At 70.9% G+C, this 18478-nt stretch carries 18 protein-coding genes; 7 read left to right on the top strand and 11 right to left on the bottom strand.

The genetic code is table 11. The features are described 5' to 3' along the window. Positions 1-59: 59 nt before the first annotated feature. Positions 60-1376, top strand: a complete 1317-nt coding sequence (locus tag OG579_RS22040) for a lytic murein transglycosylase (RefSeq protein ID WP_408068713.1) — start codon at positions 60-62, stop codon at positions 1374-1376. Positions 1377-1437: 61 nt separating this feature from the next. After that, on the top strand, positions 1438-2574 hold the full coding sequence (locus OG579_RS21630) for an Mrp/NBP35 family ATP-binding protein (RefSeq protein ID WP_328857616.1): 1137 nt from the start codon (positions 1438-1440) through the stop codon (positions 2572-2574). 19 nt (positions 2575-2593) lie between these two features. Here the strand turns inward: OG579_RS21630 and tatB are convergent, their stop codons facing one another. The 4 genes from tatB to sigE all read right to left on the bottom strand — a co-directional run bounded on the left by tatB (position 2594) and on the right by sigE (position 6050). Further along, positions 2594-3106, bottom strand: a complete 513-nt coding sequence (tatB, locus tag OG579_RS21625; protein ID WP_328857615.1) for a Sec-independent protein translocase protein TatB — start codon at positions 3104-3106, stop codon at positions 2594-2596. A 13-nt stretch (positions 3107-3119) separates the two neighbouring features. Beyond that, positions 3120-4679 (bottom strand): S1C family serine protease, encoded by a 1560-nt coding sequence (locus OG579_RS21620; protein ID WP_408068712.1) that lies wholly within the window; start codon positions 4677-4679, stop codon positions 3120-3122. Between the two features lie 28 nt (positions 4680-4707). Further along, complete coding sequence (locus OG579_RS21615; RefSeq protein ID WP_328857613.1) at positions 4708-5217, bottom strand: hypothetical protein; 510 nt, start codon at positions 5215-5217, stop codon at positions 4708-4710. A 170-nt stretch (positions 5218-5387) separates the two neighbouring features. Further along, positions 5388-6050 carry an RNA polymerase sigma factor SigE gene (sigE, locus tag OG579_RS21610; RefSeq protein WP_045822293.1) on the bottom strand — a complete coding sequence of 221 codons (663 nt, stop codon included), beginning with the start codon at positions 6048-6050 and terminating at the stop codon, positions 5388-5390. A gap of 296 nt (positions 6051-6346) precedes the next feature. Here sigE and OG579_RS21605 point away from each other — a divergent pair, with 296 nt between their 5' ends. Beyond that, complete coding sequence (locus OG579_RS21605; protein ID WP_045822163.1) at positions 6347-7039, top strand: O-methyltransferase; 693 nt, start codon at positions 6347-6349, stop codon at positions 7037-7039. A 25-nt stretch (positions 7040-7064) separates the two neighbouring features. On the opposite strand, the gene OG579_RS21600 is transcribed toward OG579_RS21605, so the two are convergent. Genes OG579_RS21600 through rfbD form a run of 4 tightly spaced genes read right to left on the bottom strand, consistent with a single transcriptional unit; the run spans position 7065 to position 10884 of the window. After that, complete coding sequence (locus OG579_RS21600; RefSeq protein ID WP_045822292.1) at positions 7065-7865, bottom strand: SGNH/GDSL hydrolase family protein; 801 nt, start codon at positions 7863-7865, stop codon at positions 7065-7067. Between the two features lie 11 nt (positions 7866-7876). Then, on the bottom strand, positions 7877-8989 hold the full coding sequence (gene manB, locus OG579_RS21595) for a mannose-1-phosphate guanylyltransferase (protein WP_238981203.1): 1113 nt from the start codon (positions 8987-8989) through the stop codon (positions 7877-7879). Continuing rightward, on the bottom strand, positions 8990-9904 hold the full coding sequence (locus OG579_RS21590) for a glycosyltransferase family 2 protein (protein WP_203225420.1): 915 nt from the start codon (positions 9902-9904) through the stop codon (positions 8990-8992). It lies immediately after the preceding gene. 47 nt (positions 9905-9951) lie between these two features. Beyond that, positions 9952-10884, bottom strand: coding sequence for a dTDP-4-dehydrorhamnose reductase (gene rfbD, locus OG579_RS21585; RefSeq protein ID WP_328857612.1), 933 nt, complete (start codon positions 10882-10884; stop codon positions 9952-9954). Positions 10885-11410: 526 nt separating this feature from the next. On the opposite strand from rfbD, the gene OG579_RS21580 reads away from it, so the two are divergent. Further along, positions 11411-12841 (top strand): LCP family protein, encoded by a 1431-nt coding sequence (locus OG579_RS21580; RefSeq protein WP_045822290.1) that lies wholly within the window; start codon positions 11411-11413, stop codon positions 12839-12841. A 67-nt stretch (positions 12842-12908) separates the two neighbouring features. Then, positions 12909-13640, top strand: a complete 732-nt coding sequence (locus tag OG579_RS21575; RefSeq protein ID WP_328857611.1) for a TIGR03089 family protein — start codon at positions 12909-12911, stop codon at positions 13638-13640. 36 nt (positions 13641-13676) lie between these two features. Here the strand turns inward: OG579_RS21575 and OG579_RS21570 are convergent, their stop codons facing one another. Then, positions 13677-14837: an acyl-CoA dehydrogenase gene (locus OG579_RS21570; RefSeq protein ID WP_045822159.1), complete on the bottom strand. Its 1161-nt coding sequence runs from the start codon at positions 14835-14837 to the stop codon at positions 13677-13679. Between the two features lie 145 nt (positions 14838-14982). Here OG579_RS21570 and OG579_RS21565 point away from each other — a divergent pair, with 145 nt between their 5' ends. Continuing rightward, positions 14983-15807: a dienelactone hydrolase family protein gene (locus tag OG579_RS21565; protein ID WP_328857610.1), complete on the top strand. Its 825-nt coding sequence runs from the start codon at positions 14983-14985 to the stop codon at positions 15805-15807. Positions 15808-15814: 7 nt separating this feature from the next. Here OG579_RS21565 and purE read toward each other — a convergent pair whose 3' ends face one another. Both purE and OG579_RS21555 read right to left on the bottom strand, forming a co-directional pair. Next, complete coding sequence (gene purE / locus OG579_RS21560; protein ID WP_328859321.1) at positions 15815-16372, bottom strand: 5-(carboxyamino)imidazole ribonucleotide mutase; 558 nt, start codon at positions 16370-16372, stop codon at positions 15815-15817. A gap of 49 nt (positions 16373-16421) precedes the next feature. Then, complete coding sequence (locus OG579_RS21555; RefSeq protein ID WP_408068711.1) at positions 16422-17681, bottom strand: 5-(carboxyamino)imidazole ribonucleotide synthase; 1260 nt, start codon at positions 17679-17681, stop codon at positions 16422-16424. 130 nt (positions 17682-17811) lie between these two features. On the opposite strand from OG579_RS21555, the gene OG579_RS21550 reads away from it, so the two are divergent. Then, positions 17812-18474, top strand: coding sequence for a GtrA family protein (locus OG579_RS21550; protein ID WP_328857609.1), 663 nt, complete (start codon positions 17812-17814; stop codon positions 18472-18474). Positions 18475-18478 lie beyond the last annotated feature (4 nt).

The raw sequence follows: 18478 nt of genomic DNA, 5'->3' as shown, positions 1-18478 counted from the left end.
CCCTGGCGCGACAACGTGCCCGTGAATCCGGTCGAGGGGGACGTTCCGGGCGGCCCTCCATGAACGCCGCCCGCTACGTCCCGATGGGGGTCGCGACACTGCTGGTCGGCGTCTTCGTCCTCGGGGCCGCGACCTCGAGTGCGCAGCGTCAACCGGCGTCGGCCCTGGCCGCCGCCGAGGTCACCCCCGCCGCGGCGATCGTCGACTCCGCCCCCCGCACGCTGGGCTTCGCCCCGCCCGCCGCACCCGCGACCGCCACGGGGGTGGGTGTGGTCACAGCCGGCGTGCGCACCCTCGCCCCCGCACTGCCCTCGGGCCCCCTGGGGATCCCGGGGATCATGCTGCGCGCCTACAAGCTCGCCGCCGACCGCGTCGGCGCCGAGAACCCTGTGTGCAAGCTGCCGTGGTTCCTCCTGGCCGGCATCGGCCGCATCGAGTCCGGGCACGCCGGCGACGGATCGGTCGACGCCTCGGGCACCACGATCAACCCCATCGCCGGTCCGGTGCTCGACGGCAGTCTCGCGGGCAACGCGGTCATCACCGACACCGACCGCGGAGCCATCGACGGCGACCCGGTCCACGATCGCGCCATGGGTCCGATGCAGTTCATCCCCAGTACCTGGGCGGCCTGGGGATCCGACGGCAACGGCGACGGCCGGGCCGACCCGAACAACATCTTCGACGCCACCTACTCCGCGGGTCGGTACCTGTGCGCCGGGGTCAGCGACATCATGAGCCCCCAGCACCGCGTCGCCGCCGTACTCCGCTACAACAACTCCCTCGAGTACGTCTCGAACGTCCTGACCTGGGCTCTGGCCTACGCGACGGGCGCGGTGCCGACCGCATCGGTCCTGGAGGTCAAGCGACCCGCGACCAGCGCCGCGCCGACACCCGGTGCACCCGGCACGCCGCCGGCACCGTCGGGAGCGCCCGGCGCCTCCCCGACGCCCGGCGCACCCGGCGCGACACCACCGGCACCGACCGCACGCCTGCGCCTGGCGAAGGCCGCCTTCGATGTCCCGGCCACGATCGCGGTGACCTCGCCGGCCGGACCGGTGTCCTGCACCGTCGACCTCACGGTCACGGTCGCCCCCGACGGCACGTCGGCGACGGTCGGCAAGGCCGTGCTGAGCGGACAGAACCCGCTCTGCGCCATCGCCCGTACCGCGGCGCTCCCCTGGACGATCACCCCGACCGGCCCGACCACCGTCGAGGTCACCGGTGTGGGTGTCGACGCCCTCGGTACGCGGTGCGGTCCGATCGGGCTCGCCGGCGAGCTCAGCGGCGCCCTGACCGCGGCGGCCGCGCCCACCGGACCGTGTGTGATCCGTTCGCTCACCCTGCGGCCCACACCGTCGCTGGCCCTCGCACCGTAGAACCGCCCGCTCGCCCACCGGCGGATCAGGGGTCGCTCGCCGGCGGATACGCTGAGTGACGATGAACGACGACACCGAATCCGCGATCCGCACCGCCCTGGCCAAGGTGACCGACCCCGAGATCGGGAAACCGATCACCGACCTCGGCATGCTGAAGTCGGTCACCGTGGCCGACGACGGCAGCGTCGACATCGGGATCTACCTCACGACGTCGGGCTGCCCCCTGCGCACCGAGATCACCGAGCGCGTCACGACCGCCGCCTCCGACGTCCCCGGCGTCGGTGCGGTGCGGGTGGAACTCGACGTGATGGACGACGAGCAGCGCACCGAACTGCGCAAGTCGTTGCGCGGCGACCGGGCCGAACCGGTGATCCCGTTCGCCCAACCCGGATCGCTGACCCGCGTGTACGCCGTCGCTTCGGGCAAGGGCGGTGTCGGCAAGTCCAGCGTCACCGTCAACCTCGCGGCCGCCCTCGCCGAACGCGGTCTCACCGTGGGCGTCCTCGACGCCGACATCTACGGCCATTCGGTGCCCCGGATGATGGGCAACGACGCCAAGCCCACACAGGTCGAGAAGATGATCATGCCGCCCATGGCGCACGGCGTGAAGTTCATCTCCATCGCCCAGTTCACCAGCGGCAACACGCCGGTCGTGTGGCGCGGGCCGATGCTGCACCGCGCCCTGCAGCAGTTCCTCGCCGACGTCTACTGGGGCGACCTCGACGTGCTGCTCCTCGATCTCCCGCCGGGCACCGGCGACATCGCCATCTCCATCGCCCAGCTGATCCCCGGGGCCGAGATCCTCGTGGTCACCACTCCCCAGCAGGCCGCCGCCGAGGTCGCCGAGCGCGCCGGGGCGATCGCACTGCAGACACGACAGAAGATCGCCGGCGTGGTGGAGAACATGTCGTGGATGGAACTGCCCGACGGCAGCCGCATCGAGCCGTTCGGTTCCGGCGGCGGCGCGTTGGTGGCCGAACGGCTCACCCGCGCGGTCGGCTCGGAGGTCGCCCTGCTCGGCTCGATACCGTTGGAGACAGCGCTGCGCGAGGGTGGCGACAGCGGCGTGCCGCTCGTGCTCTCCGACCCGACATCACCTGCCGGGGCCGCGTTGCGTGACATCGCCCAGCGCCTCGCCGTACGTCGTCGGGGCCTGGCGGGGATGTCGCTGGGCATCGACACCGCGCGCAACGCCTGACCGCCCGGAGTCCGGACCGCTAGGTTGCGTCCCAGTCGACGACCGAGCGCTTCGTCGGCTGATCCGGCGTCGGCGTGCGTGGCGCCGGTTTCTCGGCGTCCGGTCTCGCCGCCTTCGACAGGTCCGGCGAGGTCTTCTTGGTGAGCGACGGGCCGGGACCGTCGGTCGTCAGTGCGGGCGCCGGGGTCGGGTTGATCTCGGGCATGGGTGCCGAGACGGGTTTGATCCGGGTGTCGTCATCGAAGTTGCCCGAGAAGAACGAGTCGTCGCCGTCGAGCAGGTGCTTGGTGATCAGCGACCGCGGCGTCATCCCCCGCAGCTCGTTGAGCTCGGCCAGCGGTTTGCGAAAGTCCTCGAAATCCGGTCCGAGGTCGTCCTTGAGCTGGTTGGTCGCCCCGGCCGCGTACTCGCGCACCTGACGCAGCGACTTCATCGTCCAACTGACGGCACCGGGCAACCGCTCCGGTCCGAGGATGACCAGACCGGCCACCAGGAGTACCAGGAGCTCGCCCCATCCGACACTGCTGAACACAGTTGCAGGCTACTCAGTCGGCCGCGGGCGTGATGGACGCGGTGAAGGTTCGACCGTCTCGCCAGTAGCTCAGCGGCACCGACTTGCCGATGGTCGAGGTCCGGACCGCGACCGTGAGCTCGTCGGCACCGTCGATGGGACGGTTGTCGAACTCGGTGATGACGTCGCCCTCGCGCAGACCCGCACCCGCCGCCGGGGAGCCACCGACGATGTTGCCGATACGCGCGCCGAGGACCTTGTCGTTGCGCACCGAGCTGGCGCTGACACCTATCTGGGCGTGGGTGACCTTGCCGTCGCGGATGAGCGCCTGCGCCACCGTGCGCGCCTCGTCGATCGGGATCGCGAAGCCGAGACCGATGGAACCGCCACCGGGCACGAGACCCGCGGTGTTGATCCCGACGACGCGCGCGTTGTCGTCGACGAGCGGCCCACCGGAGTTGCCGGGGTTGATGGCGGCGTCGGTCTGGATGCCGTCGATCACCGCGTCGGTGTCGGACGTGTCGTCCGGGCGGAGCGGTACCGCGCGATGCGTCGCGCTCACGATCCCGCTCGTGACGGTGCGGTCGAGACCCAACGGTGAACCGAACGCGATGACCTCCTGGCCGATCTCGAGATCCGCGGAGTTCCCCAGAGATGCGACCGTCAGGTTGTCGACGCCGTCGACCTTGATGACCGCGAGGTCGGTCCGGATGTCGCGACCGACGATGCGGGCCGGGACCCGCTGACGGTCGAAGAACGTCACCTCGAGCGACGCGCGCTCGGTCGCGGCCTGGGAGATGACGTGGTTGTTGGTGACGATGTAACCGGACTTGTCGAGGACGACCCCGGAACCGGTGCCGATCGAGTTCGCGGTCCGGACGTTGATCGCGACCACCGCCCTCTCCACCGCCTGTGCGACCTGCGCGACACGTCCGCCGCCGGCCCGCGGGGCGTTGTCGCCGTTGCCGAGGGAGACCGTGCTCGAGTGCAGGGGCGGCACGACCTCGGCGGTCAGGCGACCGAACAGGCCGCCGACCAGACCGACCGCCAGGGCGACGACGGCGAGGATCGCCAACGCCCGCCAGCTGACGATGCGGTCGAAGAGCAGTTCGCGGACGCCGAGCTTCGCGCCGGGCAACACCGGGGTGGGCGCCGGTGCGGCGGCCAGCGCCGGTGCGTCGAGACCGGCCACGCTCGCCGGATCACGCCAGGGGTCGGGGGGCGTCGACGGCATGACGGTCTCGCCGTAGCGCGAGTCGGGATCACGCTGCACGGCCTCATCGGCGCCCGGTGGACGGGAGAACGCCTCCCGCAGAACGGGATCGGGTGCACCGACCACCGGTTGCACGGCCCGCGCGCGCTGATGCTCGGGGGCGGCGAACGAACCGTCGACACCCGCAGGTCGACCGAACACCGCGGCGGTCTGCGGCGACACCGGCGAGTGCCGGCCCCGGCGCGGACCCGCACCCGGATCGGTCTTCGACGTGTTCACCGGGGAGACATCCGAGGACGCCTCCGACTGGCCGGACGAGGACGTCTCCGACTGGCCAAGCGAGGACGTCTCCGCCGTGTCGTCGGGTGGGGGCGGGGTCATCGCGTGATGCCCTCGGCCGGGGCCGGGATCACCGATGGCGCCAACGGCTCGGACGATGCACGGGGAAACCGGGAGCCGACAGCGGTCCACCGCGATCGGGGTTGCGGCGATCGGTGTCGCGCGAACGCTCCAGGGCGCTGCGCAGATCGATCTCCCGGCTCGGGATGTCGGCCAGGGCACCCAACAGACCCAGGGGCATGGTGATGTCCGCGCAGCCACGCAGGGCGGTACGTGCCGCGCCCTGCGCGTCGACCTCGGCGGCGCACTCGGCGCAGGCCGCGATGTGACGCGCGGCGCGCAGGTGCGCGTTCATGCGCAGTTCGCCGTCGACGTAGGCGGCGACGGCCTCGGTGGCGAGATGGTCGGTGGGGGCGAACGAACGCCCTCCGGCCGAACCGGGCGCGCGGTAGTCGGTGTTCGGCGACAGCGACGACGACGCCGGACGCCGAGACGTTCGGCGTTCACGAGAACCTGCGTCACGCTGATCTGCATCGTCAGGATCGGGGCCGAACGGACCTCGTAGCCGGTCCACGGTCATCACCCCTTCGAGTCGGCGGTCTCTCACGGTCGAAACCCGAGAGCGACGAGCCGCGGGCGTGCCCCACGATAGCGAAAGCTCTCGGCGGTGTCGTGTGTCCGGCACCGAGGGGACAACGATCACCGACCCCGCCGGGTTCCCGCCGGACGGCTCCCCGCGGGCCGCCGGGATCAGATCGAGGTGGTGACCGAGCGGCTGCTGGTGTGGCCGTTGGCGGCGAGGTGGTCGCGGATGGCCTGCCGACCGCGGTGGATGCGACTGCGCACCGTGCCCAGCTTCACCCCGAGCGTCGTCGCGATCTCCTCGTAGGACAGCCCCTCGATGTCACACAGGACGACCGCCGCACGGAACTCCGGCGCCAAGGCGTCGAGGGCCTGCTGCAGATCGGGGTCGAGGTTCGCCTCGTCGTACGCGCGGCCCGGATCGGGCGCCGAACCGGGGACGCGCTCGTAGTCCTCGGGCAGCGCCTCCATACGGATCTTCGCGCGACGGCGGACCATGTCGAGGAACAGGTTGGTGGTGATGCGGTGCAGCCAGCCCTCGAAGGTGCCGGGACGGTAGTTCGACAGCGACCGGAAGACCCGGATGAACGTCTCCTGGGTCAGGTCCTCGGCGTCGTGCTGATTGCCCGACAGGCGGTAGGCGAGGCGGTAGACGCGGTCGGCGTGCTCGCGGACCAACTCGTCCCACGACGGCATGAGCGCACCGTCACCGGTCTCGTCGAACCGCGCGGTGCCCGATCGCTCCCCCGCGACGGACTCGGTGGACGCGACGGTCTCGGCCGTGGCCTGCGTGTGGTCTGCGATGTCGGCGGATCGGGGGGTGTCGATCATGTGCGCGGCTCCACTTCCTCTCGGGGTCGACGCGCGGGATGTCATCTCTGCCAGGAGAACCTCGTCATGGTCCGGGATGTTCCCGAACCGACGCGGTCCGCGGTGTCCCGCGGTGACGATCGCTGTGTCGTTGTCCATGACTCTGGTACATCGGGGTATGTGAGCCGTATGAGTGGCCTGAGCGTTGCCTGAGAGTCACGACGAGGCCCCGTAACGGCACCGACCATCCGTCGCCGCCACGCGCAGACGACCCCGACCTGGCCGATCGAGCGACCCGTGACGGTTAACCTGTCTGCGTGTCCGACACCCCCGGTGACCAGCCGACCGACCCGCCGACCCGCGACCCCGGCCATGAATCGCTCCGCGAGTACGCCGAATCGGCGATCGCCGAGGACGACACCCTCCTCGCCGCGCGAGAACGCGCCCACGAACTCGGTGCGGCCGCCGTCTCCCCCGCCGTCGGCGCGACTCTCTGCCTGCTGACCCGGCTGACCGATGCCCGCAACGTGGTCGAGATCGGTACCGGTGCCGGTGTGAGTGGTCTCTGGTTGCTCGCCGGGATGCGGGCCGACGGGGTGCTCACCACCATCGATCCCGACTCCGAGCACCAGCGGGCCGCCAGGGTGGCCTTCGCCGCCGCCGGCGTCGCCTCGTCGCGGACCCGCCTGATCAACGGTCGCGCCGCCGACGTCCTGCCGCGCCTCGCCGACGCGTCCTACGACGTGGTGTTCGTCGACGGCGCCGTCATCGACCAACCGCGCTACGTCACCGAGGGGCTCCGACTCCTGCGGCCCGGCGGCGTGTTGCTGGTGCACGACGCCACCGCCGACGGGCGGATCGCCGACCCGTCGCAGACCGACCCCGAGACCTCGGCCGCCCGCACCGCGGCCCTGATGATCTCCGAGGACGACGGTCTGCTGCCGGTCGTCATCCCGCTCGGCCGCGGTCTGCTCGCCGCCGCACGCACCGCCCCGACCGACGACGCATGACCGACGCCCGGGCGGGTCGCTACACCTAGGGCGTGGGCGCCAGCTCGGTGAGCTCGGGATACTTCGGCGTCATGTTGTCCCCGCGCGACCGACCCCGCAGGCGACGCCCGATCCACGGCGCCGCGGCCTGGGTCGCCCACTGTCGGTTGCCCTTCCGGCGCTGTGCGGCCGAGATCTCCTCCGCGGGACCGAAGGTGACGGGGACGAGATCGTGGGCCACGCCCAGGGATTCGAGCACGCAGATCGCCATCTGGTGGTGGCCGGCCGGCGACAGGTGCATCCGGTCGAACTCCCACATCCGCCGATCGGCGAACTCGCGCATCCGCCAGAAGTCGACCAGATGGACCCCGCGGCGATCGGCGATCTCGCGCAGTAGTTCGTTGTAGATCGCGAAACGCCCACGCAGCGCGGCGAAGAGCGGTCGGGCCGCGGTGTCGAACGCGGTGAACGTGAACACCAGTGCACCGGTGTCGGCCAGCGCCCCGATCGCGGAGTCGTATCGCGCCATGAGGTCGTCGATGTCGACCGACGGGCGGAGCAGATCGTTGACGCCCGCGCAGATCGCCACCAGATCCGGCGCCATATGCAGTGCGGGGTCGAGCTGATCGGCCACCACCGGACCGAGCAACTTCCCACGGATCGCGAGGTTCGCGTAGCGCAGCGGCTCGTCACCGCGACGCGCCGCACGACGTGCGAGCACCTCCGCGGTGCGGTCCGCCCACCCACGGACACCGTTGGGGCACAACGGTTCGTCGTCGCCGACACCCTCGGGGAACGAGTCCCCCACGGCGACGAACCGGGTGACGGCTCGGTCCGGATCGATCATGGGTCGCGTCATCACACGTCGGTGGAGAACCGCACCCCACCGTCGGGGATCGTGACCCCCGGCCACACGCGTGCGCCACGCAGCAGTTCGCACCGCGCACCGATGTCGGCGCCGTCGCCGATGACCCCGTCGCGCACCAACGCCCGGGGACCGATACGGGCACCGAACCCGATGATGCTGCGCTCCACGACCGCTCCGGCCTCGATCACGGCGCCGTCGAAGACCACCGCACCGTCGAGTCGTGCGCGGGCACCGATCTCGGCTCCGCGCCCGACGACCGTGCCGCCGACGAGGACGGCGCCGGGTGCGACGCCGGCACCCTCGTGCACGAGGGACTCACCGCGCGGCCCCGACAACGCCGGCGACGGCGCGATGCCCCGCACCAGATCCGCCGAACCCTGTACGAAGTCCTCCGGGGTCCCCATGTCGCGCCAGTAGCCGGTGTCGACGTGGGCGTGGACGTGCCTGCCGTGCGCGAGCAGACCGGGGAACACCTCACGTTCCACCGAGACCGGTCGGCCGGCGTCGATCTCCTCGATCACCGACCGCTTGAAGACGTAGCACCCCGCGTTGATCTGATCGGTCGGCGGATCCTGCGTCTTCTCCAGGAACGCCGTGACGCGACCGTCGTCGTCGGTCGGGACACACCCGAACGCACGCGGATCGCCGACACGCACCAGGTGGATCGTGACGTCGGCACCCGACGAGTGATGGGTGTCGAGCACCGCACGGACGTCGGTGCCGCCCAACACATCCCCGTTGAAGACGAGGATCGTGTCCGCGGTGAGCTCGGGGAGCACGTTGCGGATCGCCCCACCGGTGCCCAGGGGCTCGGTCTCGGTCACATACGACAGACGCATGCCGAGCTTCGAGCCGTCACCGAAGTGTTCGGCGAACACCTCGGCCTTGAACGACGTACCGAGCACCACGTCGGTGATGCCCGCGGCACCGATCCGCGACAGCAGGTGGGTGAGAAACGGCATGCCGGCGGTGGGAAGCATCGGCTTGGGTGCCGACAGGGTGAGCGGCCGCAGCCGTGTTCCCTTGCCGCCCACCAGGATCACGGCCTGGACACTGCCATCAGGTGTGCCGGTGTGCGTGATGTCGCCATCGGTCGGTGCCACTCATGCCTCCATCGTGGGTGGTTGAACTGCGTTCACAGTAGGCGAGTCCGCGCGGTTTCTCGCGGCCCGGCGGGCCGAGGCCACCGCCACCTTCGACCGGACCCACAGGCCCGCACCGAGCCCCGCGCGCAACGGCGCCCACCGGGCGCCCGGATGGCGATCGGCCTGGAAGCGGTAGGCGCTCTGGTGGTGGGCGGGCAGCATCAGTTCGGGGTGTTCGCCGGCGACGTGCCCCTTGCGGTGGATCACCTCGGCGCTCGGCGCGTAGACGTTGAGCCACCCGGACCGCGCCAGACGGTCGCCGAGGTCGACGTCCTCCATGTACATGAAGTAGCGGGAGTCGAACCCGTCGATGGAGTCGAAGGCGGCGCGACGGAGCAGCAGGCACGATCCCGACAGCCACCCGACGGTCCGTTCGGCGATGTCGGCGTCCTGCTGGCGGTAGCCGGCGGTCCAGGGGTTGGACTTCCACACCTTGCCCAGGACGGCGTGCCCGGTTCCCGACACCAGGTCGGGAACGCGCCGGGCGGAGGGGTAGACGGTGCCGTCGGGTTCGCGGATCAGCGGGCCGATCGATCCGGCGCGCGGACGGCGGCGCGCGACGGCGAGGAGTTCGTCGATGGACCCCGGGGTCCATTCGACGTCGGGGTTGGCCACGATCACGAACTCGACCGCGGGGTCGACCTCGGCGACCGCGCGGTTCGCGGCACCGCCGTAGCCGATGTTGGCGCCGGTGTCGACGAGGGTGACGTTGTCGAACTCGCGTTCGGCGGCCTCGGGGGCGCCGTCGGTCGATCCGTTGTCGGCGATGATCACCCGGTGGTCGACGGTGGTCGCGGTGCGCAGGCTGCGGAGAAAGGCGGTGAGATGGTCCCCCGACGAGTAGGTCACGGTCACCACAGCCAGGTCAGTCACCGGGCAAGGGTAACCAACCGTCGCCGACCGACCGCCCGGGCGGGTTCTCACACACTCGGCCCGGCCACACCGTCTGCGGCCAGCGCCGCGGTGAGTCCGGCACGCCAGCCGCGCAGCGGCGGTAGCCCCGCGGCCGCCCATGACCGACCCGACAGAACCGAATAGGACGGGCGGGGCGCGGGGCGGGGGAACGCCGCGGTCGTCGTGGGGGTCACCCGCTGCGGATCGGCGCCCACCCCGTCGAACACCGCACGGGCGAGGTCGAACCACGAGCAGCTCCCGGCGTTGGTCGCGTGCAGGGTCGCGCCCGTGAGGTCGGGACGGTCGGCGAGCGCGAGCAACCCGGCCGCGAGATCGACGGCGTAGGTGGGTGATCCGACCTGGTCGTCGACCACCGACACCGTGTCGCGTTCGGCCTCGAGGCGGCGCATCGTGGCGACGAAGTCGCTGCCGCCGCGTGCGCCGGTGTAGACCCATGCCGTCCGCACGACGGTCGCGCGCGGGTCGATCCCGGCGACGGCGCGTTCACCGGCGAGCTTGGTGCGGCCGTAGACCGACGCCGGCTGCGCCTCGGGATCGAGGTCGCCGGGTTCCCACGGGACCCGGCGACCGCCCGCCGCATCGGGGAACACGTAGTCGGTGGAGAGATGGATCAGTCGCGCGCCGTGCCGCGCGGTCGCCCGCGCGAGGTTCGCCGGACCGATCTCGTTGCCGAGCCGGGCCGCCTCGACGTCGGTCTCGGCCGCGTCGACCGCGGTGTGGGCCGCACAGTTGACGACGACGTCGTCGGGGGTGAGGTCGCCGAGCGCGCGGTCCACTCGCGCGGCGTCGGCGATGTCGATGTCCGCGCGACCCATGGCCACTGCTGCGGGTCCGGTGGCGAGCAGACGGCCGACCTGCCCGCCGGCACCGATCACGATGAGACGGCCGGGTCGAGTCCCCGCCTGTCCCTGCGTGTCCTGATCGTGTGTGTCGCTCATCACCGGTAGACCCCGTCCCCTCGTTCGACGCAACCCCACATCTCGCGACCGAGCGTATCGGCCGGTCACCGCCTCCACCGATCGACGCGTTCGCGCGAGTCCGGGGGAACGACGCCGACCGTGCGGCGTTGCGTTCCCCGGTTCGGGGTCCTCGGGGACGTACCGTGAGATCGGTTCCGTCCAGACCCGTCTGTCCCATCCGCCCCACCCGTCACGACATCGAGAGGCCCACGTGCAGCAGCCACCCGACGACCCCCGCGGTCGTCGTGCCGCCCCTCGGCGCGGTGGTCGGGCCGACGGGCCCCGCGCCCGCCCGGCTGCGTCACGGACCACGGCCCCGCGTGCCACGAGCCCCCGCACCTCGACTACCCAGTCCTCGATTCCCCAGTCCTCGATCCCCCGGACCCCACCTCCGGCTGCCGGTACGCCCGGCACCCGCACCGCCGCCCGACCCACGGCGAAGGCATCCGGAGCCCGCAGACCCGTCGCGCCCACGCCGGACGCCGCCGCGGTGCGTCGCGGACCGATGGCCGGACGGCTGGCGATCGCGTTGGCGTCGGTCGCCGTCCTCGTCCTCACCGGGTACGCGTGGAACGGCATCACCGACCTCGAGAACAACGTCACCCGGCTCGGCGGTCTGTCGCTGGGGTCGGGCCAGGACGGCGCCGTCGACATCCTCATGGTCGGCACCGACTCCCGCACCGATGCCCAGGGCAACCCGCTGTCGCCGGCCGAGGCCGCGAAGCTCCACGCGGGCGACGAGGTCGCCACCAACACCGACACCATCCTGCTGATCCGCATCCCCAACGACGGCTCGTCGGCGACGGCCATCTCGATCCCCCGTGACTCCTACGTCGACGTACCGGGTATCGGGATGAGCAAGATCAACGCCGCCTACGGGGCGACGAAGGAGGCACGCCGGGAGGCGCTCGTCGAGTCGGGCACCTCGCCCGAACAGGCCCAGACCGAATCGACCGCCGCCGGCCGCAAGGCGCTCATCGACACCGTCGCGAAGCTCACCGGGGTGCAGGTCGACCACTACGCCGAGGTCGGGCTGGTCGGGTTCGTCCTGCTCACCGACGCCGTCGGCGGCGTCGACGTGTGCCTCAAGAACCCGGTCGACGAACCGTTGTCGGGGGCGCGGTTCCGGGCCGGCAGGCAGGTCCTCGACGGCGCTCAGGCCCTGAGCTTCGTCCGCCAGCGTCACGACCTCCCCCGGGGCGACCTCGACCGCATCGTGCGGCAGCAGGTGTTCATGGCGTCGCTGGCCCAGAAGGTGCTCTCGGCGGGGACGCTCACCAACCCCGGCAAGCTGTCCGATCTCGAGCAGGCGGTGTCACGGTCGATCGTGATCGACGACAACTGGGACATCCTCAAGTTCGTCGAGCAGCTCAAGGACCTCAGCGGCGGCAAGGTGAAGTTCGCGACCATCCCGGTGACCGACGAGCAGGGATGGAGCGAGGACGGGCAGCAATCCGTCGTCACCGTCAACCCCGTCGCGGTGCAGCGGTGGACCAGCGCCCTGCTGACGAAGCCCGCGCCCGGTCGCCTCGACCGGGCCGACTACACCGTCGACGTCGTCAACGCCGGCTCGGTGGACGGACTCGCCACGAACGTCTCCAACATCGCCACCAGCCGCGGGTTCCTGCGCGGCACCACGGGCAACGCCTCGAGCCCCGACGCCACCAGCGCGGTCATGACGTCGGAACGCAACGCCGCGGCGACCGACCTCGCCCGCCAGATGGGCGGCCTGCCGGTGCAGGTCGATCCGTCGATCCCCTCCGGACACCTCAAGCTGATGCTCACCGACGCCTACACCGGCCCGGGATCGATCACCGACACCGGCGCACAGCCGGGTAGCACCGACACCGCCGCGACACCGGCGGGGGTGACCTCGACTTCGACCACCACACCACCGATCACGGCGTCGGGGTCGGGTCCGGCCTGCGTCAACTGACCCCTCCCCGACCCGGGCGGCTGCCCCGTCGCAGCCGACCCGGGCGCGTACCGACAGGATCATCGTCATGAGCACTCGTCCTGCGCCCGATGTCGCCACCGTCACCGACGCGGTGTTCGGCCCGGCCCTGGCCACCGACCCCGCGAGCCCGCTGTTCACCTTCTACGACGATGCCTCCGGGGAACGGACCGAGCTGTCGACGCTGACCGCGGTGAACTGGGCGGCGAAGACGGCGAACTTCCTGCGCGACGAGATCGGCGTGGCACCCGGCGACCGGGTGGCCGTCGACCTGCCCGAGCACTGGCAGACGTTCACGATCCTGCTCGGCGCCTGGTGGGCCGGTGCCGAGGTGGTGCTCGGCAGCGATCCGTCGGTGTCGGTCGCGTTCTGCGCCCACGACCGTCTCGACGCGCACGCCGACGTCGACGAGGTCGTCGTGGCACCGCTCGACCCGTTCGCGCTCCCCGTCGCCGACCTCCCGATCGGCGTCACCGACTTCGGGTCGGGGGTGCGGGTGCACGGCGACCAGTTCGCACCGATCGTGGGCGGTCCCGCCGCGCTGGACGGCCGCACCGTCTCCGAGATCGTCACCGCCGCGACCGCCCGGGCGGCGGCCGACACCATCACCGCGGGTTCCCGCGTGATGTCGACCTGCCGCTGGGACACCGCCGACGGCCTCATCCGCGGCGTGCTCGCGACACCTGTCGTCGGCGGGAGCCTGGTCCACGTCTCCCACGCCGACGCCCATGCGATGGCGGGGCGTGCCGACACGGAAAAGGCGACCGTCTCACTGTCGTGAGACGGCCGCCCGTGTCCGTAGTGGGGTGGGCGGAGGTCAGCGCAGCAGCGCGCGCGACATCACGACCCGCTGGATCTGGTTCGTGCCCTCGTAGATCTGCGTGATCTTGGCGTCGCGCATCATCCGCTCCACCGGGAAGTCACGGGTGTAGCCCGCGCCGCCGAACAACTGCACCGCGTCGGTGGTGACCGACATCGCGACATCGGAGGCGAAGCACTTCGAGGCCGAGGAGATGAAGCCGAGGTTGGGCTCGCCGCGTTCAGCGCGTGCCGCGGAGGTGTAGACCATGAGTCGCGCGGCCTCCACCTTCATCGCCATGTCGGCGATCATGAACTCGACGCCCTGGAACTGCGAGATCGTCTTGCCGAACTGCTTGCGCTCCTTGACGTACTCGATGGTCTTGTCGAGCGCGCCCTGCGCGATGCCGACCGCCTGCGCGCCGATCGTGGGACGGGTGTGATCGAGGGTCTGCAACGCGGTCTTGAACCCGGTGCCCTCCTCGCCGATGAGGCGATCGGCGGGGATCTCACAGTTCTCGAAGTAGAGCTCCGCGGTGGGCGAGCCCTTGATACCGAGCTTGCGCTCGTAGCCACCGGTCGAGAAACCCGGATCGTCCTTGTGCACCATGAACGCCGAGATGCCGTTCGAGCCCTGCTCGGGATCGGTCACGGCCATGACGGTGTACCAGGTCGACTTGCCGCCGTTGGTGATCCACGCCTTGCCGCCGTTGAGGACCCAGCCCTCGGAGGTCTTCTTGGCCCGGGTCCGCATGGAGGCGGCGTCGGAACCGGCCTCACGCTCGGACAGACCGTAGGAGGCGAGCAGACCACCGGAGGCGATGTCGGGCAGGACCTGCTTCTTGAGTTCGTCGGATCCGCTGAGGATCAGGCCCATCGTGCCGAGCTTGTTGACCGCGGGGATCAGCGAGGCCGACGCGTCGACGCGGGCGACCTCCTCGATCACGATGCAGGCGGCGACCGAATCGCCACCCTGTCCCTCGAACTCCTCGGGGACGTGGATCGCGTTGAAGCCCGATGCGTTGAGGGCATCGAGGGCCTCCTGCGGGAAGCGGGAGTTCTCGTCGACGTCGGCCGCGTGCGGCTCGATCTCCTTCTCCGACAACGCGCGGATGGCCTCGCGCAGCGCCTCGTGCTCCTCCGGCAGCGCGAAGAGGTCGAAATCTGGGTTGCCGGACATGTCGCGTCTCCTCAAATGTGATGTGTCACCTCCCATGCTAACCCTCGACCCGACGAGTGTTACCGGGCGGTAACCGGCGCGACGCTGGTGTGACGGCACGCACTCTGCGACGCTTGCGCCATGCCGACAGCCCCCGGAGGACCCCGTGACGAATGACTCCCTCGCCGACTTCGACCGCATCGAGTTCTCCGCCGAGGGACGCACCGCACCGGTGTACCGACTCGGGACGGGGCCCGCGGTGATCGTCATCTCCGAGATGCCGGGCATCACCCCCGCGGTCGCGGGGTTCGCGCGCACCGTGGCCGGCGTGGGACTGACCGCGGTCATGCCACACCTGTTCGGCGTCGACGGCAAGGACCCCCTCGACGCGCGCATCCCCGCACTCGGGGCGGTGTCGACGATCGCCCGCGCCATCGTCCCGGCCTGCATCAGCCGCGAGTTCACGGTGCTGGCGACCGGCAAGTCGTCACCGGTGGTGCGGTGGCTGCGCGCCCTCGGTGCGGCCGAGCACGAGCGCTGCGGCGGTCCCGGCATCGGCGCGGTCGGCATGTGTTTCACCGGAGGGTTCGCGCTCGCCATGGCCGCCGACGACCGCCTCATCGCGCCGGTGCTGTCGCAGCCGTCGTTGCCGTTCGGCGTCAGCCGGAATCGCACCCACAACATCGACATCTCCCCCGCCGACCTCGCCACGGTCAAGAACCGCTGCGCCACCGGCGATCTCGGCGTGCTGGGACTGCGGTTCGCGGGCGATCGCGCCTGCCCTCCCGCGCGCTTTCGGTGGCTCGCCGAACAACTCGGCGACGCGTTCACCGCGATCGAGATCCCCGACGACGCGGCGAACCCCGACGCACTGGCCCCGCCGCACTCGGTGCTCACCGAGCATCTCGTCGACGCTCCGGGCGAACCGACGCGTGCGGCTCTCGACGAGGTGCTCGATCTCTTCCGACGGCGACTGCTGCCCACCGGGTAGCGCGGCGTCAGTCGCCGATGAGGGTGCGGCGCAACGCCGCGTCCTTCTCGAGGACCATCTGTTCGAGGTTGCGCTGGAACGCCTGCATCCGGGCCAGCAGGACCGGGTCGGCGGTGGCGATGATCCGCACCGCCAGCAGCCCCGCGTTGCGGGCCCCACCGATCGACACCGTCGCCACCGGCACCCCGGCCGGCATCTGCACGATCGACAACAGCGAGTCCATGCCGTCGAGATACTTCAGCGGCACGGGGACACCGATCACCGGCAGCGGCGTGGCCGAGGCCACCATTCCCGGCAGGTGCGCGGCGCCGCCGGCACCGGCGATGATCACCGAGATGCCGCGGTCGGCGGCCCCGGCGGCGTAGTCGAGCATGCGCTGCGGGGTGCGGTGCGCCGAGACGACACCCACCTCGAACGGCACCTCGAACTCGGCGAGCGCCTCGGCAGCGGCCTCCATCGTCGGCCAGTCGGAATCGCTGCCCATGATGAGGCCCACACGGGGACCCGAGGGACTCGTGCCGGCCGGATCGGGGGCGATCGGATCGGGTCGCGTCGCATCATCCATCGTGTTCATCCCATCCGGCTCATTCCCGCCAGTGCTCATCCCGCCCAGCTCATTCCCGCCCATGTTCATCCCACCCGTCGGTCCACACCGCGGTCGACATCCAGTGCGCCGCCCGCTCGGCGCGTTCGCGCACGGCCGCGACATCGTCGCCGGGTGCACCGACAATGTTGACGTGACCGATCTTGCGTTCGGGCCGTTCACCTTTCGCGTACAGGTGCACGCGGGCGTCGGGCATCCGGGCCATCAGGTGGTGGCACCGCTCGTCCATCGACATCTCCGGCGCCGAGTCGGCGCCGAGGATGTTGGCCATCACGGTGACCTCCGCACGGGCGCGGGTGTCCCCCAACGGATAGTCGAGGACCGCACGCAGGTGCTGCTCGAACTGCCCGGTGACCGCCCCGTCCATCGACCAGTGACCGCTGTTGTGCGGACGCATCGCGAGCTCGTTGATCGACAGGTGGCCGTCCTGTGTCTCGAACAACTCGACCGCCATCACCCCGACGACGCCGAGTTCGTTCGCCAGTCGCAGCGCGATCGTCTGCGCCTGGGTGGCGAGCTCGTCGGAGAGATCCGGTGCGGGGGCGATCACGACCGCACACTGCCCGTTGCGCTGCACGGTCTCCACCACCGGCCACACCGCGCCCTGACCGAACGGCGAGCGCGCCACCATCGCCGACAGTTCGCGGCGCATCGCGACCCGGGCCTCGGCCAGCAAGGGCGTGCCGTCGGCGACCGATCGTGTCAGCACCGCGACGGCGTCGTCGAGGTCGTCGGGCATCCACACGCCGCGACCGTCGTACCCGCCGCGGATCGCCTTGAGCACGACGCGCCCGTCGTGGCGGGCGAAGAAGTCGCGCAGCGTCGCCTCGGCGTCGGGGCCGTCGAGGTCGACGAAGTCGGGAACCGGCAGCCCCATCTCCGACAGTCTGCGGCGCATCACGGACTTGTCCTGCGCATGGATGAGCGCCTCGGGCGGCGGCAGCACGTTCACGCCCTCGGCCACCAGCGCGTGCAGGAGGTCGGTCGGGACCCCCTCGTGATCGAAGGTGACCGCGACCGCGCCCGCGGCGACCCGTCGCAGGTCGTCGAGGTCGTCGTGGGAGCCGAGCACGACGTCGGGGGTGACGAGTGCCGCGGGTTCGTCGGCCGAGGCCGCCAACACCCGGAGCCGCTGCCCCAGCGCGATCGCGGCCTGGTGCGTCATCCGCGCGAGCTGCCCACCGCCGATCATCGCCACCGTCGGCAACGCGCCCGGCCCGCTCGCGACGGCGCGCGGCGCTCTGTTCTGACCCGTCGACTCTTGGCTCACGGCTGACCATGGTGTCACGTCCGACCCGCTCGGCGACGACGCACCGCCGTCGGGGTGGGTCACCCACCGACCCCGCAGTTCACCGCCACGATGACAATGTTTCGCCGATCGTTTCGTAGACTCGTGACTTGTGTCGACTATCGACGGGCTCATCGCCCGTACCCCGGCGCCGATCCGGCGACTGGCGCTCCGCCACCACGAACTGATCAAGTTCGCGATGGTCGGTGGCACCACGATGGTCTTCGACATGGCCATCTTCTACTCGTTGAGCCTCACGATCCTCGAGCAGAAGCCCGTGATCGCGAAGGTCATCTCGGGCACGCTCGCGACCCTGTTGAGCTACGTCCTCAACCGTGAGTGGGCGTTCAAGAACCGCGGCGGCCGCGAGACCCACCACGAGGCGCTGCTGTTCTTCGTGATCAGCGGTATGGGTGTGGTCCTGCAGGCCGCGCCCCTGTTCATCGCCAACAACCTGTTCGACGTCCGCAACCACGCGAGCGTCGCCGCGCTCGTGGTCATCGACTTCATCCTCGGATACGTCATCGGCAACGTCCTGCAGATGGTGTTCCGGTTCTGGGCGCTGCGGAAGTTCGCGTTCCCCGAGACACAGGGCAACGAGGACGCCGAGGTCGAGGCCCTCGCCACCGGTCAGGTCACCATCGGCGACGCCGACCCCGACGCGCTCGGCCGTCTCGGTCAGGTCACGATCGGCGACGCCGACCCCGACGCGCTCGGCCGTCGCGGTCAGGTCACGATCGGCGACGCCGATCCCGACGCCCTCGGACGTCGCTGACGGC

The organism is Williamsia herbipolensis (genome assembly GCF_036153515.1).
Classification (GTDB): domain Bacteria; phylum Actinomycetota; class Actinomycetes; order Mycobacteriales; family Mycobacteriaceae; genus Williamsia_A; species Williamsia_A herbipolensis.
Note: the sequence above shows the minus strand (reverse complement) of the source record. Positions and strands in the feature narration are given on the sequence as shown.

What these genes read in the sequence shown, in the direction of transcription:
- OG579_RS22040 (WP_408068713.1), top strand. Translation starts at nt 60, where the DNA reads ATGAACGCCGCCCGCTACGTCCCGATGGGGGTCGCGACACTGCTGGTC.
- OG579_RS21630 (WP_328857616.1), top strand. Translation starts at nt 1,438, where the DNA reads ATGAACGACGACACCGAATCCGCGATCCGCACCGCCCTGGCCAAGGTG.
- OG579_RS21620 (WP_408068712.1), bottom strand. Translation starts at nt 4,679, where the DNA reads ATGACCCCGCCCCCACCCGACGACACGGCGGAGACGTCCTCGCTTGGC.
- OG579_RS21615 (WP_328857613.1), bottom strand. Translation starts at nt 5,217, where the DNA reads ATGACCGTGGACCGGCTACGAGGTCCGTTCGGCCCCGATCCTGACGAT.
- sigE (WP_045822293.1), bottom strand. Translation starts at nt 6,050, where the DNA reads ATGATCGACACCCCCCGATCCGCCGACATCGCAGACCACACGCAGGCC.
- OG579_RS21600 (WP_045822292.1), bottom strand. Translation starts at nt 7,865, where the DNA reads ATGATCGATCCGGACCGAGCCGTCACCCGGTTCGTCGCCGTGGGGGAC.
- rfbD (WP_328857612.1), bottom strand. Translation starts at nt 10,884, where the DNA reads ATGAGCGACACACACGATCAGGACACGCAGGGACAGGCGGGGACTCGA.
- OG579_RS21580 (WP_045822290.1), top strand. Translation starts at nt 11,411, where the DNA reads ATGGCCGGACGGCTGGCGATCGCGTTGGCGTCGGTCGCCGTCCTCGTC.
- OG579_RS21575 (WP_328857611.1), top strand. Translation starts at nt 12,909, where the DNA reads ATGAGCACTCGTCCTGCGCCCGATGTCGCCACCGTCACCGACGCGGTG.
- OG579_RS21570 (WP_045822159.1), bottom strand. Translation starts at nt 14,837, where the DNA reads ATGTCCGGCAACCCAGATTTCGACCTCTTCGCGCTGCCGGAGGAGCAC.
- purE (WP_328859321.1), bottom strand. Translation starts at nt 16,372, where the DNA reads ATGGATGATGCGACGCGACCCGATCCGATCGCCCCCGATCCGGCCGGC.